The organism is Asticcacaulis sp. P4_H10 (genome assembly GCF_056400965.1).
On the sequence record NZ_JBFUKH010000001.1, the window covers coordinates 460,846 to 476,305 of the forward strand.

17 protein-coding genes are annotated in these 15,460 nt (G+C 61.9%); 7 read left to right on the top strand and 10 right to left on the bottom strand.

The features are described 5' to 3' along the window. Nucleotides 1-37 precede the first annotated feature (37 nt). Nucleotides 38-925, top strand: a complete 888-nt coding sequence (locus tag AC1DON_RS02105) for a DMT family transporter (protein WP_476933070.1) — start codon at nt 38-40, stop codon at nt 923-925. Here the strand turns inward: AC1DON_RS02105 and AC1DON_RS02110 are convergent. The 3 genes from AC1DON_RS02110 to AC1DON_RS02120 all read right to left on the bottom strand — a co-directional run bounded on the left by AC1DON_RS02110 (nt 915) and on the right by AC1DON_RS02120 (nt 3,322). Continuing rightward, the gene (locus AC1DON_RS02110; RefSeq protein WP_476933071.1) at nt 915-1,268 is read right to left on the bottom strand and encodes a cupin domain-containing protein; all 354 of its coding nucleotides are present in this window, start codon (nt 1,266-1,268) and stop codon (nt 915-917) included. The genes AC1DON_RS02105 and AC1DON_RS02110 overlap by 11 nt on opposite strands. A gap of 117 nt (nt 1,269-1,385) precedes the next feature. Then, entirely contained in the window at nt 1,386-1,907 is a 522-nt protein-coding gene (gene infC / locus AC1DON_RS02115) for a translation initiation factor IF-3 (protein ID WP_476933476.1), read from the bottom strand. Nucleotides 1,908-2,143: 236 nt separating this feature from the next. After that, a complete protein-coding gene (locus AC1DON_RS02120) occupies nt 2,144-3,322 on the bottom strand; it encodes a glycosyltransferase family 4 protein (protein WP_476933072.1) in 1,179 nt (392 codons plus the stop codon). A gap of 41 nt (nt 3,323-3,363) precedes the next feature. Between AC1DON_RS02120 and AC1DON_RS02125 the strand changes: the two genes are divergently transcribed. The 3 genes from AC1DON_RS02125 to AC1DON_RS02135 all read left to right on the top strand — a co-directional run bounded on the left by AC1DON_RS02125 (nt 3,364) and on the right by AC1DON_RS02135 (nt 5,377). Beyond that, nucleotides 3,364-4,140: an alpha/beta hydrolase gene (locus tag AC1DON_RS02125; protein ID WP_476933073.1), complete on the top strand. Its 777-nt coding sequence runs from the start codon at nt 3,364-3,366 to the stop codon at nt 4,138-4,140. Nucleotides 4,141-4,221: 81 nt separating this feature from the next. Further along, nucleotides 4,222-4,869, top strand: a complete 648-nt coding sequence (locus AC1DON_RS02130; protein WP_476933074.1) for a hypothetical protein — start codon at nt 4,222-4,224, stop codon at nt 4,867-4,869. Between the two features lie 16 nt (nt 4,870-4,885). Further along, nucleotides 4,886-5,377 (top strand): hypothetical protein, encoded by a 492-nt coding sequence (locus AC1DON_RS02135; RefSeq protein ID WP_476933075.1) that lies wholly within the window; start codon nt 4,886-4,888, stop codon nt 5,375-5,377. Nucleotides 5,378-5,392: 15 nt separating this feature from the next. Here AC1DON_RS02135 and AC1DON_RS02140 read toward each other — a convergent pair whose 3' ends face one another. Both AC1DON_RS02140 and AC1DON_RS02145 read right to left on the bottom strand, forming a co-directional pair. After that, entirely contained in the window at nt 5,393-6,229 is an 837-nt protein-coding gene (locus AC1DON_RS02140; protein ID WP_476933076.1) for a Rossmann-fold NAD(P)-binding domain-containing protein, read from the bottom strand. An 8-nt stretch (nt 6,230-6,237) separates the two neighbouring features. Next, nucleotides 6,238-6,489, bottom strand: a complete 252-nt coding sequence (locus tag AC1DON_RS02145; protein WP_476933077.1) for a hypothetical protein — start codon at nt 6,487-6,489, stop codon at nt 6,238-6,240. 172 nt (nt 6,490-6,661) lie between these two features. On the opposite strand from AC1DON_RS02145, the gene clpB reads away from it, so the two are divergent. Beyond that, the gene (gene clpB / locus AC1DON_RS02150; protein ID WP_476933078.1) at nt 6,662-9,238 is read left to right on the top strand and encodes an ATP-dependent chaperone ClpB; all 2,577 of its coding nucleotides are present in this window, start codon (nt 6,662-6,664) and stop codon (nt 9,236-9,238) included. Nucleotides 9,239-9,359: 121 nt separating this feature from the next. Here the strand turns inward: clpB and AC1DON_RS02155 are convergent, their stop codons facing one another. Further along, nucleotides 9,360-10,772, bottom strand: coding sequence for a sugar porter family MFS transporter (locus AC1DON_RS02155; protein WP_476933079.1), 1,413 nt, complete (start codon nt 10,770-10,772; stop codon nt 9,360-9,362). Between the two features lie 135 nt (nt 10,773-10,907). Between AC1DON_RS02155 and dgoD the strand changes: the two genes are divergently transcribed. Both dgoD and AC1DON_RS02165 read left to right on the top strand, forming a co-directional pair. Continuing rightward, on the top strand, nt 10,908-12,056 hold the full coding sequence (dgoD, locus tag AC1DON_RS02160; RefSeq protein ID WP_476933080.1) for a galactonate dehydratase: 1,149 nt from the start codon (nt 10,908-10,910) through the stop codon (nt 12,054-12,056). Next, complete coding sequence (locus AC1DON_RS02165; protein WP_476933081.1) at nt 12,050-12,778, top strand: SDR family NAD(P)-dependent oxidoreductase; 729 nt, start codon at nt 12,050-12,052, stop codon at nt 12,776-12,778. Before dgoD ends, AC1DON_RS02165 begins: the two co-directional genes overlap by 7 nt. On the opposite strand, the gene AC1DON_RS02170 is transcribed toward AC1DON_RS02165, so the two are convergent. The 4 genes from AC1DON_RS02170 to AC1DON_RS02185 all read right to left on the bottom strand — a co-directional run bounded on the left by AC1DON_RS02170 (nt 12,775) and on the right by AC1DON_RS02185 (nt 15,391). Further along, a complete protein-coding gene (locus AC1DON_RS02170; RefSeq protein WP_476933082.1) occupies nt 12,775-13,266 on the bottom strand; it encodes a DinB family protein in 492 nt (163 codons plus the stop codon). The genes AC1DON_RS02165 and AC1DON_RS02170 overlap by 4 nt on opposite strands. Before the next feature lie 5 nt (nt 13,267-13,271). Then, a complete protein-coding gene (dapD, locus tag AC1DON_RS02175) occupies nt 13,272-14,120 on the bottom strand; it encodes a 2,3,4,5-tetrahydropyridine-2,6-dicarboxylate N-succinyltransferase (RefSeq protein WP_476933083.1) in 849 nt (282 codons plus the stop codon). Between the two features lie 87 nt (nt 14,121-14,207). Continuing rightward, complete coding sequence (locus tag AC1DON_RS02180; protein WP_476933084.1) at nt 14,208-15,062, bottom strand: DUF2145 domain-containing protein; 855 nt, start codon at nt 15,060-15,062, stop codon at nt 14,208-14,210. After that, on the bottom strand, nt 15,062-15,391 hold the full coding sequence (locus AC1DON_RS02185; RefSeq protein WP_476933085.1) for a hypothetical protein: 330 nt from the start codon (nt 15,389-15,391) through the stop codon (nt 15,062-15,064). Before AC1DON_RS02185 ends, AC1DON_RS02180 begins: the two co-directional genes overlap by 1 nt. Between the last annotated feature and the right edge of the window lie 69 nt (nt 15,392-15,460).

The window sequence follows — 15,460 nt, forward strand, 5'->3', positions numbered from 1 at the left end:
TAATGTCAGTGCCATATGACGGCCACGGGAGATCGTCATGTCCACTGCGAATGTCATCAAGTTGCTTTTGCTCGCCGCAATATGGGGGGCATCATTCCTGTTCATGCGCATCGCCGCACCCGTGCTTGGGCCGGTGGCAGTGGTGACAGCCAGACTGGTGCTGGGCGCCTGGTTCCTGCTGACCGTCGCGCTAATCCAGGGCAAGCGTCTCGACATCAAGGCCCACTGGAAGCACTTCCTGATCCTCGGCTTTCTGAACACGGCCTTTCCCTTCACCCTGTTCGCCTACGCAGCCCAGACTTTGCCGGCCTCGTTGCTGTCGATCCTCAATGCGACGGCGCCGATCTTCGGCATTGTCATTTCAGCGGTGTGGCTGCGCACGGCCTTTACGTGGAAATCCGGCGCCGGGCTGGTCTTGGGTGTGCTGGGCGTGTCCATTCTGGTCGGCCTGGATACCGACAAGCTGTCACCTGCAGCGGGCCTGGCCATCGCCGCCGGCCTGGCAGCCGCCTTCTGCTACGGCCTGGCATCGGCCTATGCAAAGCAGGCGAAGAGTGTCGACGGTTTTTCCAATGCGCACGGCAGCCTGTGGGCGGCGGTGCTGTTTATCCTGCCGGTGGCGCCCGCCTATCCGCCTGTGCACATGCCATCCACGCTGGTGATCGTCGCTATTCTGGGCGTGGGGATACTGTGCAGCGGCCTGGCCTATCTGCTCTATTTCGACCTGATCGAAAAGGTCGGTGTCGGCCCGGCGCTAAGTGTCGGCTTCCTGATCCCGGTCTTCGGCGTCCTGTGGGGCAGCCTGTTCCTGCACGAGCATATCGGCATCCAGACCGTCTTGGGCGGCGCTATCGTCCTGGTCGGCACGGCCCTGATCACGGGCTTCGATCCACGCAGCCTGTTCCGCAAGCCGGCTACGGCATGATCACGACGAAGGTCTTGAGAACCGGCTCAACGACCTTCCAGGTACCCTTGAAGCCTGGCCGGAAGACGAAGTGCGCGCCCGCCGTCAGGTCCCAGGTGTCGCCTCCGTCCTCGGTGACGACGGCATAGCCTTCCAGGATCGAACAATATTCCCATTCGTCGTAGGAAACGCGCCATTCGCCGGGCGTCGATTTCCAGTAGCCGGCAAAGGCCGAGTCACCGGGGCGCGTCTCGACCGTCCAAACCGTAAAGCGCGGATCGCCGTCGATGACTTTTTCCGGAGCGGGGGCGCTGTGCTCGGGTTCGGGCAGGTTTTGCGGATCGAACAGGACAAATTGCGACATGGGACCAAAACTCCGTGTCAGGCGAACATACGAACTGCACAGGCAAAACAAAACCCCTGACCGGGAGATCAGGGGTTTTGTTTTTATGAAAAGGTCCGGCGCTTATTTCGGCGCGACTCACTTCGGAGCGAGGATCATGATCATTTGCTTGCCTTCCATCTTGGGTTCGTATTCGACCCGGGTGGTTGGCTCGAAGTCGGCCTTGACCTTTTGCAGCAGCTTCATGCCCAGTTCGGGGTGGGCCATTTCACGGCCGCGGAAGCGGAGCGTTACCTTGACCTTGTCGCCTTCTTCGAAGAAGCGCGTCATCGCCTTGGCCTTCACCTCGTAATCGTGGATGTCGATATTCGGGCGAAGCTTGATTTCTTTGATTTCGACGATCTTCTGCTTCTTGCGCGCCTCGGCCTTCTTCTTCTGCTCCTGGAAGCGGAATTTGCCGTAGTCAAGAATTTTACAAACAGGGGGATCGGCGGTGGGAGAGACCTCGACGAGGTCCAGGCCAGCTTCTTCTGCGGCTTCAAGTGCGGCGGAGGTCGGCATGATGCCTTGCTTCTCACCGTTATGGTCGATCAACAATACGCGTGGAACTTTGATTTCCTGGTTGATGCGGGGGCCGTCTTTGGGAGGCGGGGCTTGGATCGGGCGACGAATAGGTCGTTCTCCTGTGACTGTTGATACGGTGATCGGATTCTGCGGCGGGATTATGAACCTGCCGGGGCTTCGGATCAATCCCTCAGTACGCGCAAAAGGTTAAATTTTGAAGGCTCAGCGAGTTGATCCACCCGGCGGCCCCTCCAAACGCCTGAAAGGTGTTTGACAAGGGCGCCAGTTTTTGAATTCTTGGCCGCCGCCGCTCATACGGCGTTTGAGCTTCATCAGGGATGATAACGGCCCGACGCCAAGATAAGCAGCGCGCGGTAAACATCAAGGGTACGGGCGCACATCACGTCGAGGCTGAACAGGTCGCGGACGTGGGCGCGGCCCTTGACGCCCATGCGGAAACGATCGGATTCTGGCAGCTCAATCGCCGTCTTCATGGCGGCGGCCCAGGCATCGGCATCGCCGGGCGTCACCAGCCAGCCGGTCTCGCCGGGCAGCACGGTCTCGACCGTCGCGCCGTGGGCTGCGGCCAGGGGCGGGCGGTGCATGGCCTGGGGCTCGACCGCTGTGCGGCCAAAGGCTTCGGGTTCGAGCGACGGCGCCAAGGCATACTGACACATGGCGTAGGCCGACGGCATGTCGGAACAGTGCCCGACCAGCTTGATGTGGTCGCCCAGGCCATGACCTTCGATCTGTTTGAGCAGGGTCTCGGTATAGTCGTGGCGGCCCTGGTCATCGCCCGCCATCACGATCAGAAAGTTGATCGTACCCTGCTGTTTGAGCTTGGCGGCGGCCTCGACGATGAGCGACTGGCCCTTCCACTTGGTCAGGCGCGCCGCCAGCAGGAAGCGCAGACGGTTGTCGTCGGTGGCAATGCTCCACTTTTCCTCGAGGTCCATGACGCGGCGGACGTCAAAGGCTTCCGGATCGAAGCGCTTCAGGTCGATGCCGCGCGGGATGGCGATGACGCGTTCGGGCGGGACGTCATAGGTTTTCAGGATATGCGCGCGGGTGAATTCCGAATTGGCGATCGTCAGGTCGCCGCGTGTCATCTGGCTATTGTACCAGCGTTTCAGGCCCGACCTGGCGTTGTAGATGCCGGCATAGGTTCCAACCGAGCGCACGCCACAGGCCTTTGCCGCGGCGAAGCCCGCCAGGGCAGGCGCTCGCGAGCGGACGTGGACGATATCGACCCTCTCGGCCCGGATAAGTGCCTTTAGCGCGTTGAAGTTCTGCCATTGCACAAAGGGGTTTTTGCTTTGGACCGGCATGGTGATGACGATCGCACCGTCTTTCTTCAGCCTGTCCGCCAGGCGTCCGCCCTTCGATACAACGATCGATCGCCCGCCCGCCTTGACGACGGCCTTGCTGACGTCGACCGTGGTCTGTTCGACGCCGCCGGTGTCGAGTTCCGGTACGATCTGCAGCACGCAGGCTTTGAAAGGGTCAGGCATAAGGACTTGTGGAGCGCGAAGGCGGCAGGTATTCAGCGTCAATGACCACGAACCTCCTTTCAGATCAAGAGCCTGCGTCCTTTCTGGATATCCCGGATGGGGATCGTATTGCCTGGCGGCGTGTGCGGGGCAATGGCCCGACAATCCTGTGGCTGGGTGGTTTCCTGTCCGACATGACGGGATCGAAGATTACGCGCCTGAGCAATGAGGCCCGGGCACGGGACTGGGACTTCGTGTGCTTCGACTATTTCGCCCACGGTGAGACGGGCGGCGACTTCAACGCCGCGTGCGTCGGGCGCTGGCGTGACAACGTGCTGGCGGTGGCCGACAGGTTGACGCAAGGCCCGCTGGTGGTGGTCGGTTCCAGTATGGGCGGGCACATGCTGTCCCTGCTGATCAAGGCGCGGCCGGACCGTGTCAGGGCGGCGGGTTTTCTGGCGCCGGCGGCCGATTTCGCTACGGCGCTGATGCTGCCGGCCCTGTCCCCGGAGGAAAAACGGCAACTGGATGTCTCAGGCGTCCACATGATGCCGGGCTACGACCGGCCGGTGCCGCTCAGCCAGGCGTTTTTCGACGAGGCGCGTATGCACGAGGTCCTGAACGCGCCCATTCCGTTTGACGGCCCAGTGCGCCTTCTCCATGGCATGCTGGACGATCTTGTGCCCTGGCAGCACGGCGTCCGGTTGATGGAAACGCTCACCAGCCCCGATGCGCGCTTGGAATTGATCAAGGACGGCGACCACCGCCTGTCGCGGCCGCAGGACCTCGACCGGTTGGTTGCGATGGTGGCGGACCTGCGCGACTTCGTCGCCGCGTAAGCATTTCCTTGCATGGACGATAGATTTGCGCCTTAATTCGGCTGCATGCCGGATGCAGTTTGCGTCGGCGGAGGTATTGTCATGGTCGCGTCGCGTCTTGCCCTGTTTTCGATCCTGCTGGCTCTGCCGGGCGTTGCCCTGGCGGAAGAAGAGGTCGTGAAAAGCAACCGTACGACCTTGCCCGTAGTGGCAGACGCGACAAAGGGCGACGTCATCGCTCTTCCTCCGACCGATACCAAGGCCCAGTTCATGTCGCGGCTGAACGAAGATGTCCTGGCCAACGAACAGGCGCGCATCGACTACGAATCGTGGGCGGGCGCCGAGGAAGACTACAAGAAGCGCCGTGTGCATGGTTCGGCCAGTGTCAGTGTCGGCACGGGTGGCTATCGTAGTGCTTCGGTTTCGACCGTTCTGCCGGTCGGAGACAACGGTTGGCTTGGCCTCGCCTACAGCCAGACTGATTTCGGCGAAAACGGCGGTTATCCCCTAATGTACGATATAGGTTATGGCTACGGCTATGGTGCCGATTACGGATATGGTCGTGGGCATTATGGCCGCGGCATGCGTGGTGGCAAGTCGCAGTCGTTCGCCCTGTCCTACGAAGCCGGCGGATCGGGCGAAGAGGTCTCATCATGTTCGTCAGCCTTTCGCGACCGCTATGACGATCCGGTCTTTGGCGCGCGCTCTGATCGCCGTTGTTCCGCTGCGGCGCGCTCGCCGCGCGACTAACGGGCCAGATTGATTCATGGCGGGCGAACCGACCGTTTCTGTGCCCGACACAGTATTGCTACGTGCGCATTCTGCGCAATTGCGTTTGGGTAAGCTGGACAGCCAGGCGTTTACTTTCCTGATCAACCGGTTCGCGGAAAACGGCATCTACTACGACGAATTCCTGGCTATCCTCTATCCTTCTGATTATGCGGCCGATTTTGCCTTGGCAGTCGAGGTGGCGCTCCTCAGGCTGGGGATTCCAGTTCCAGAGTCGAAAGAGGATGCGGTTATTGTGCTGACATCCCTTGCAACGCAGCAAATGCTTGAAGAAGCGCATGATCCGTTACGAGTGCTGGAGTGGCTTTGGTTCAATCTGGACTGGTCCGACACGTTTGTGGTTGCGTGTGGGCTCGAGGGGCTGCACGAGGTTTACTGGGAATACGATGTCGTGTGTTTTTCTGAAACGCCGTCAGCAAAAGAAGTGGCAAAGCTCACAGATCAATGCAGGGAGGCCGCCGTTATCTAGCGGCGGGAGCATGGCTTAGCCTGATTGCCCGGTGTCCAGGACGGATATCAGCCCTTCCCGATAGGTCGGATATTGCAACCGCCAGCCCAGAACGGCCTTGGCGCGGGCATTGGCGACGCGTTTGTTGTCGTTATAGAAGCGGCGTGTGGCGGGGCTCAGGTTCGGATCGTCCCAGGCGATCAGTGCGGGCAAAGGCAGGCCGGTCAGGTCTGCCGCATGGAGCAGAACGTGTTCGGCGGAGGCCGGTTCATCGTCGCACAGGTTGAAGACATCGTGTGTCCGCCGTTCGAAACTCGCCAGAAGCGCCGTGGCGCAATCGTCGTGGTGAAGACGGGAGAAGACGTGGCCGGGCTTGTGGATGCGCCGGGCCGTCCCGTCACGCAGCTTTTCGATGACATTGCGCCCCGTCCCGTAAAGCCCCGGCAGGCGGAACAGATTGGCGCCCCGGCTCAGCCATTGCTGTTCGGCCAAGGCACGCCGCCGGCCTTCGGTCGATGAGGGCGTGGGGGCATCCTCTTCATAGGCCCAGCCCCCGTTGCGGTCGCCATAGACGCCGGTGGTAGACAGATAGCCGATCCATTTGCCGGCGAGCGGTAGGTCGCTAATGGCCGCAAAGGCGGGACAGCCGCTATCGTCGGGGGCGGGCGTGACCAGCACGCCGTGGGCGTCCGCGACAGCCTGAGCCATGGCGGCAGAATCCTGCGGATCGACAGCGGTGATGTCCTGCGCTTCCAGCGCCCGGCGTTTTTCACGCGTGCGCGCCGTGGCGGAAACCCTGTCACCGGCAGCCTGAACGGCGTCGGCAAAGGCCTTGCCGATAAAGCCGTAGCCATAGATCAGTATGGAGTTCACGGTCTTGATTATTGGGCGACGGCGGAGGCCGAAGCGGCATCGGCGGCGGCCTTGACGCGCGCCTCTTCCTTTTCCTTGGCTTCACGGGCCAGGCGAGCATCGCGCTCACGTACCATGCGGTAATAATCGGGCAGCTCGATTGCCTTGCCGAACGGCTTTGGCGACGGTGCGCCCAGGCCTTGCGGCCACACCAGGCTGACCGCAATCAGAACGATGGCGATAACGGCGGCGGCGGGATAGAAGATCTTGTCTGGCAGCATGAGCGCGTTATAGGCGTATTGTGCGCTGCGTTCCAGCGGATTATCGCGCCATATTTTCGTCCGGGCTCCCCTTGTGTAACCCAAATGTCACACTATATCCGGATGGTCAAACGCCCAACCGGTTGCTTGCCTAAAGGACCGAAGGGGATTATCCGCCGTCAGGGGAGCCACTATGAACATCGAAAAATATTCCGAGAAAACCCAAAAGGTTATTCAGGGCGCGCAAGGCATCGCGCAGGCCAGTAGCCACCAGTATTTCATGCCGCAGCACGTCCTCAAGGCATTGGTCGAGGACAAGGATGCACTGGCCCCCCGCCTGATAACGCTTGCCGGCGGCAATGCCGACGCCCTTACCGGTGCGGTAGATGTGTCACTGTCCAAGCTGCCTTCGGTCAGTGGTAATGCCCAGCTTTACATGCACAACGACACGGCGCGTCTGTTCAACGAGGCCGAAAGCGAAGCGCAGAAGGCCGGCGACAGTTTTGTCACCGCTGACCGCCTGCTGCTGGCCGCATTGGGCGGCAAGGAATCAGAGCCGCTGTTGAAGGCCGCCGGTGTATCGCTGAAGCAACTGAAGGACGCTGTGACTAATTTCCGCAAAGGCAAGACCGCCGACAGCGCCACCGCCGAAAACGGCTTCGATGCGCTGAAACGCTATGCCCGCGACCTGACCCAGGCCGCGCTCGACGGCAAGATCGACCCGGTCATCGGCCGCGACGAAGAAATCCGCCGCACCATTCAGGTCCTGGCGCGCCGTACCAAGAACAACCCCGTGCTGATCGGCGAACCCGGCGTCGGCAAGACGGCTATCGTCGAAGGCCTGGCCATGCGTATCGTCAATGGCGACGTGCCGGAAAGCCTCAAGGACAAGAAGCTGTTTTCACTCGACATGGGTGCGCTGATCGCTGGGGCCAAGTATCGCGGCGAGTTCGAAGAGCGGCTGAAGGCCGTTCTCAACGAAGTCACGGCCGCCGAAGGTGAGATCGTTCTGTTTATCGATGAGATGCACACCCTCGTTGGCGCGGGCAAGTCGGACGGCGCCATGGATGCGTCGAACCTGTTGAAGCCTGCTCTGGCGCGCGGCGAACTGCACTGCGTCGGTGCGACCACGCTCGATGAATACCGCAAGCACGTCGAAAAGGACGCGGCCCTGGCGAGACGTTTCCAGCCGGTCTTCGTTACTGAGCCGACGGTCGAGGACACGATCTCGATCCTGCGCGGCCTTAAGGAAAAGTACGAGGTCCACCACGGCGTGCGTATCTCCGACTCGGCCATCGTGTCGGCGGCGACCCTGTCGAACCGCTATATCCAGGACCGTTTCCTGCCGGATAAAGCGATCGACCTGATCGACGAAGCCGGATCGCGTGTCCGCATGGCGGTCGATTCCAAACCGGAAGAACTGGATGAACTCGACCGCCGCATCGTTCAGCTCAAGATCGAGCGCGAGGCGCTGAACAAGGAGACCGATCCGGGTTCCAAGGCGCGGCTGGAAAAGCTTGGCAATGAACTGGAAGACCTGGAAGGTCGTTCGCTCAGCCTGACCCAGCGCTGGAAGGCAGAAAAGGACAAGGTCGGTGCTGCCGCCCGTGCCCGTGAAGCGCTGGACCGCGCCCGTGTCGAACTGGCCAACAGCCAGCGCGCCGGCGACCTGCAAAAGGCGTCAGAGATTCTCTATGGCCGCATTCCTCAACTGGAAAAGCAGCTTAATGAGGCCGAAAACGCGCCCCAGGATGCGCCGCTGACGCCGGAAGTGGTCGATGCCCAACAGATCGCGGCCGTCGTGTCGCGCTGGACTGGCGTGCCGGTTGACAAGATGCTGGAAGGCGAGCGCGAAAAGCTGCTGCGCATGGAAGACGACCTGCGCAAGCGCGTTGTCGGCCAGGACGAAGCCCTGACGGCTGTATCCGATGCTGTCCGCCGTGCCCGCGCCGGTCTGAAGGACCCGAACCGGCCGATCGGCTCGTTCCTGTTCCTGGGGCCTACGGGTGTCGGCAAGACCGAGCTGAACAAGGCTCTGGCCGAATTCCTGTTCGACGACGACACCGCCATTACGCGGCTCGACATGTCGGAATATATGGAGAAGCACTCCGTCTCGCGCATGATCGGCGCGCCTCCGGGCTATGTTGGTTACGACGAAGGCGGGGCACTGACCGAGGCCGTACGCAGGCGTCCGTACCAGGTCGTCTTGTTCGACGAGGTCGAAAAGGCGCACCCGGACGTATTTAACATTCTGCTGCAGGTACTCGACGACGGGCGGCTGACGGACGGGCAGGGGCGTGTTGTCGATTTCCGCAATACCCTCATTGTGATGACGTCGAACCTCGGCTCCGAAGTCTTGGTGAACATGGACGAGCATGCCTCGGTGGAAACCGTGCGGCCGCTGGTGCTGGATGTGGTGCGCCGGCATTTCCGGCCGGAATTCCTCAACCGGATCGATGAGATGATCCTGTTCCATCGCCTGGACCGCGCGCACATGCACGACATCGTCCGCATCCAGCTCAAGGGCCTGGAGAAGTTGATGGCCGATCGGGAAATGACGCTGAGCATTGAGGATACGGCGCTGAACTTCCTGGCGGACAAGGGCTTTGACCCGGCCTATGGGGCGCGGCCATTGAAGCGTGTGGTGCAGAAGCTGCTGGTCGACGGGATTGCCAAGCAGATCCTGGCAGGCCAGGTGACCGATGGCGATGTCATCCAAGTTGGCTTCGATGGTGAGCACCTGACGATCGGCAAGCCGACAATGAACTAATGGGGTTTGGGGCCTGAGGCCCCAAGTCTTTCTAAAACCAAAGAAAAAGCCTGGCCTTTTGGGGCCAGGCTTTTTCTTTGGTATCAGCAAGGTTTTATGGGGTCATGGACCCCAAACCCCATTAGTCATTCTCGATTTCCTCAAGCGACCGGCCCTTGGTTTCCGGCATCTTGAACCAGATAAACAGGAAACCCAGCACGCAGATCACAGCATAGAGGCCAAAGGTGCCGTGCGCCTTGAGCACGCTGTTGAGCAAGGGAAAGCTGTAGGTCAGCACAAACGAAGCGAGCCACAGGGCGCCGACCGCCACCGCGATCGCCGCACCGCGTACCCGGTTGGGAAAGATCTCCGCAATCACCACCCAGGTCACCGGCGCCAGCGACATGGCGTAACAGGCAATGGCCGCCAGAACGAGCAGAAGCGTCGGCAGACCGCCGATACCGAGCGCGAAGCAGACTGCCATGGCCGTATAGATCACCGCCAGTCCGGCCGCGCCAAACAGCATCAGGGGCCTGCGTCCGGCGCGATCGACCAGGTTCAGCGCCACGACCGTGAAGGCCAGATTGACCGACCCCGTCCAGGCGATATTGGAAATCACGCTGGACAGGTCGTAGCCCGCCGCCTGGAAAATCTCTTCGGCGTAGTTGAAGATGACATTGATGCCGCACCATTGCTGGAAGACGGCGAGGACAATCCCGATCAGCAGCACGCCGCGGACCTTGGGCGACAGCAGGTCGCGTACCGATACCTTTTCGCCTGGCTTATCCAAAGTCGCTTCGACCTGCGCCAAAGACGCATCGGCGTGGCTGTCGCCACCGATCCGGCTTAGCACCCGGCGGGCATCGTCGCGACGGCCCCGCGTCAGCAGCCAGCGCGGGCTTTCCGGCGCAAATAGCATGCCCAACAGAAAGACAACCGATGGCACGGCGCAGATGGCGAACATCCAGCGCCAAGCCTCTGTCCCATACCACGACGCCGCCAGAGCCGCCGGTTCCATGCCAACGGGCAGATCGCGTACGATCCACCAGTTGGTCAGTTGCGCCCCTAAAACGCCGATGACGATGGTCAATTGGTTCACAGCCACCAGCGCGCCACGGATGCGCGCCGGCGCGATTTCGGCGATGTAGAGGGGCGACAGCGACGACGCCAACCCGATCGCCACGCCGCCGGCGATCCGCCACGCTACGAAGGCATCGAAATTGTGCGCCAGAGCGATGCCGATCGAAGTCGCGCCAAACAAGACTGCCGACGCGATCAACGGCCCTTTGCGTCCGAACCTGTCCGCCGAAGCCCCGCCCAAGACCGCGCCGAAGAAGCAGCCGATCAGCGCGCAACTGTTCGCCCAGCCTGAAACAGCCGGGTCGCTGATGCCGAAATAGCTCTCGAAGAAAGGCTTGGCGCCACCAATGACCACCCAGTCCCAGCCGAACAGCAGGCCGCCCATTGCCGCGCTGAGCGTGATAGCGATAATGAAACCCAGGCGCCACTGGCCCGTTATGTCCGGGCTGTTGGCTGACGGTGGCGGCATCGACATGGCATTTCCTTTTGTATTCTTTTTTGAATTGTATTATTTTTTTCCTGACGCCTTAATACCCTGTTTTTCCCTCGCGGAAAAGACACGGCTGTGCGTCTTACATACTGAGAACAAGACCCGCAGGGACATTGCCACATGACCGACTCCATCACCCGCATCGAAACCTTTCTGGTGCCGCCGCGCTGGCTGTTCGTGCGCGTGCAGACGGCCGAAGGGCGGGTCGGCTGGGGCGAGGCATCGCTGGAAGGCCATGCCGAAGCGGTCGAAGGCGCTTTCGAATCGCTGCGTGACCGTTTCCTTAATACCGATCCCGAACGCATCGAGGACGTGTGGCAGACGGCTTATCGCCTCGGCTTCTATCGCGGCGGCCCGGTTCTGATGTCGGCCCTATCGGGGTTGGACCAGGCGCTGTGGGACCTGAAGGGGCAACGGCTGGGCGTGCCGGTGTGGCAACTGCTGGGCGGACGCGTGCGTGACCGTATAGCAGTATATGCCTGGATCGGCGGCGACCGGCCAGGCGATGTCGAGGCGGCCGCCACCTTGCGCAAGTCGCAGGGCTTCAATGCCGTGAAGATGAACGGCACCGAAGATCTCAACTGGCTCGATTCGCCGCGTGCGCTCGATGCGACGGTTGAACGCGTTCAGACGGTACGCGCGCTGGGCATGGATGTCGGCGTCGATTTCCACGGACGGGTGCATAAGGCAATGGCCAAGCAACTTGCCGCCAAATTGGAGCCACTCGGGCCGCTGTTTATCGAGGAGCCGCTGTTGAGCGAGCACCCTGAAGCGATCGCCCAACTGTCGGGCCTGACCACGATTCCGATCGCCTTGGGTGAACGTCTCTATAGCCGTTGGGACTGCAAGCCATTCCTGGAATCGGCGTCGGTCGATATTCTTCAGCCAGACCTGTCGCACGCCGGCGGCATTTCCGAAGTCCGCCGCATCGCGTCGCTGGCCGAGGCCTACGATGTCGCATTGGCGCCGCATTGCCCGCTGGGTCCGATCGCGCTCGCGGCCTGCCTTCAGGTCGCGGCGGCGACGCCTAATTTTGTCATCCAGGAAATGTCGCTTGGCATCCATTACAATGACCGCGAACACGACCTGCTGAGCTATGTGACGGACCCGTCCGTGTTCGACGTCGCCGATGGCCACGTCGCCGTGCCCACGGGCGCGGGCCTGGGGGTCACCATCGATGAAGACAAGGTCCGCAGCGCAGCCAGCAGCGGCCACAGGTGGCGCAATCCGGCCTGGCGCGGCCAGGACGGAGGCTTGCGCGAATGGTAAGACGGTTTCAGGACAAGACGGCGCTAATCACCGGTGGTGCCGGCGCCATCGGCTTCGCGGTCGCCGAGCGCCTGACAGCCGAAGGCGCGCGCGTCGTGTTGCTCGACCGCTTAGAGGATCGCGCTATGGCGGCGGCGGAAAAGCTGCCGGGCGCGCAGGGCTTTGGCGTCGATGTCTCTGACTCGGAGGCGGTCGCGGCGGTGTACGAGATGGCCGAAGGGCGTATGGGACCGATCCACCACATCGTCTCGGTCGCCGGACAGATGATCTACAAGAACCTTGAAGAGATCACGCCTGCGGATTGGTCGACGCTGATTGGCGTCAACTTCCTGTCGGCGGCCTATCTGACCAGCCTGGCCTTTGGGCGCATGCCGACGGGCGGCTCCATGGTTTTTGTGTCGAGTATCCACGCCTGGCAAACCTCGGCGCGCGTCGGCCCCTATGCTGCTTCCAAAGCTGCCTTGAACTCATTGGCGCGGACAGCGTCGATCGAAGGCCAGGCCAAGGGGCTGCGCGTCAACGGTATCGCACCGGGCGCCATCGATACACCGATGCTGCGCGAAAGCCCGAACATCAAGGCGGGGCTCGAAGTCCTGGCGCCGGCCGATGTCGGCCTGCCCGAAGACATCGCGGCGGCGGCCGCCTTCCTGCTCAGCGACGAGGCGCGCTTCATAACCGGTGAAACCTTGCGTGTGGACGGTGGGCGTTTAGCCAAGCTTTAGGCCTGGCTGGCAATCTGCCCGCACAGCCATTGCAGGCCGGCCAGGTGCTGTTGGTCGTGGCTGCACAGGTAATGGACCAGACCGCGCAGGGTCGTGCGGCCATAGTCCTCGAACTCGGCCGTGCGCGACCACTGCGATAGAGAAATCGTACCCAGGACTTCGAGTGTCTCCTCGCGGGCGGTACGGATAGCCCGGAGCACGTCGGGCGCATGTGCCTCGGCATAGGCGCGCTCGATGCGCAGTCGGTCGCCATCAACGCCAGGAAGAAACGGCGTGTCCTCCTTCAGTGTCCGCACCAGCCGCACATGATAGCCTTCGATCTCGATATCGCGGATGTGGCAGAGCTGTTCCAGCGCCGGGAAATGCTCGCTGGGACAGGTCGCCCACGACGGCGGCGTCCACAGCTGATAGCCGTCGGGAATAGCCGCGTAGTGGGCTTCGAGCTGGTCCGGGAACGCAGCCAGGGCTTGAAGGGTGGCTGCGTCCATGGTGATTAATCCCGCAGTAGTTCGTTGATGCCGGTCTTCGAGCGCGTCCTGGCGTCAACGCGCTTGACGATGACGGCACAGTACAGCGACGGACCGCCCTTAGGGTCTGGCAAGGTGCCCGGGACGACGACGCTGTAGGCGGGGACGCGGCCCATGAAGATTTCACCGGTGGCGCGGTCGACGATCTTGGTCGACTGACCCAGATAAACGCCCATAGAGAGCACCGCCCCCTGTTCGACTATGACGCCTTCGGCGACTTCGGAACGCGCGCCGATGAAGCAGTCGTCTTCGATGATCGTCGGCGTGGCCTGCAGCGGCTCAAGCACGCCGCCGATGCCGACGCCGCCGGACAGGTGGACGTTCTTGCCGATCTGGGCGCAGGAACCAACGGTCGTCCAGGTGTCGACCATGGTGCCTTCATCGACATAGGCGCCGATATTGACGAAGGACGGCATAAGCACGACGTTCTTGGCGATATAGGCGCCGGCGCGGACGATGGCGCCCGGAACCGAACGGAAGCCGGCGTCCTGGTAGTCCTTTTCGCCCCACTTGGCGAACTTGTTCGGCACCTTGTCCCAGTAGGGCCCCAGCGGCGCCTGTTCGAACAGGCCGCGGCCGGTATGCATCAGCTGGTTGCCGTTCAGGCGGAAGCTGAGCAGGACGGCCTTCTTCAGCCATTCATTGGTGTGCCACTTGCCGTCCAGCTTGTCGGCGACGCGGAAGCGTCCGCAATCGAGGAGGTCGAGTGCACCCTGGACGGCTTCGCGGTACGGGCCGTGATACTGAGGGTTCAGCGTGTCACGGACCTCCCAGGCGGCTTCGATATCATCCTTGTAGGCGGCGAGGTCGGACATGCGGACGGTTCCCGTGTGCGTTTTTAAGTTTCGCGCATGGACATAGTTCGGTTACGCCGAATGTCAAACAGAAGTGCCCTCAGGGCCTCATTTTTTGCCCTGCCAGTCGGATCGCTCCAGGACATAATGCGTGTCGCTCAGGCGGTTTTTCGTCATGAAGGCGCTGATGCTTTCATAGGTCGCCGTCTCGATGTCGCCTGTCTGGTCGTCGAGGTTCAGACGCGGATCGACCATGGGGCCGAAGACGCGTGTGAACAGCCCCGTCCTGACCGGCGTTGCCTGGTAGTGGGCTTTCAGGTTGGCCTTGACCTGCGCGTAGGATTCCGTTTGCCAGGCTGAGGCGGCAATGACGTCGAGAACAAATTCTGTGCAGTTCTGCCGCGACGGGTCGAACGGGCTCGACACCAGCGAATAGTCCGCCACGTGCATCTTGGTGTAGGTCGGCGAGGCAATAGTCGCCATCAATCGGCGCTGCATTTCGGGCGTCGGGATGATGATGGCGACATCGTCTTCGGCGGCGCCTGAGATGAAGTCGATCGGGAAGTCCTGCTTCAGGTAGGAGCGGGTGATGGGCAGGGTCTTGCCGTCGCCCTGATAGAGGTTGTGGACGGCGTAGCCCCTGTAGGTCTTGCCGTCGGCGCCCTTGACCTCGCTATAGACCCAGAAGGCGCCGTGGGTGTAGCTGATGCCTTCGGGTAGTTTTGATCGGGGGCGGCCGGTGCGGAAGACGATGGCCAGGTGGGCCTGACGCGCTGCCAGGTCGCGCTCGATCTGTTTGGCGAAAGCGGCGTTAAGCGCAGCGGGACGCCAGTGCTTCGTCTTGCCGCCCGAGTCCGCGACCGGCCGTGCGTCGGAGTCGCGCGGCGCATCCCAGTTGTTGGACTCCTGCGCAAGGGCGGGCTGGGTCGCCAGAAGCGCAGCCGCGATCAGAACAGGGCGCATTACCGCCTGTCCGAAGCGTCGTACGGGACTTGGGGCGCAGGTTGCGCCGTAACGGTTTCGGGCGAGATTTGCAGCGGGCCATTGGTTTCGTCCCAGACGGCCTGGCCGGAGTCGCGAATGGCGCCGCCGCTGCTCTCAGTGACCGTGCCGACCGCGACGAAGGGCAGGGCAACGACGCCGACCACGACCTTGATGCCGGCCTCGGCCAGTTGGGCGGTGGCGACAACCGAATCGCCCGAGGCCTTGGACACATTGCCGAGGCTGTCCTGGGCGTATGCGGGAGCGGCAATCAGGGCAGCCGTGATCGTGTAACAAACCAGACGCTTCATAACCATCTCCCTTGAACGACGTTCAAAGAACTTCGTTCAAGATGACGCGCGCGTCAAGTTATTTTTTAA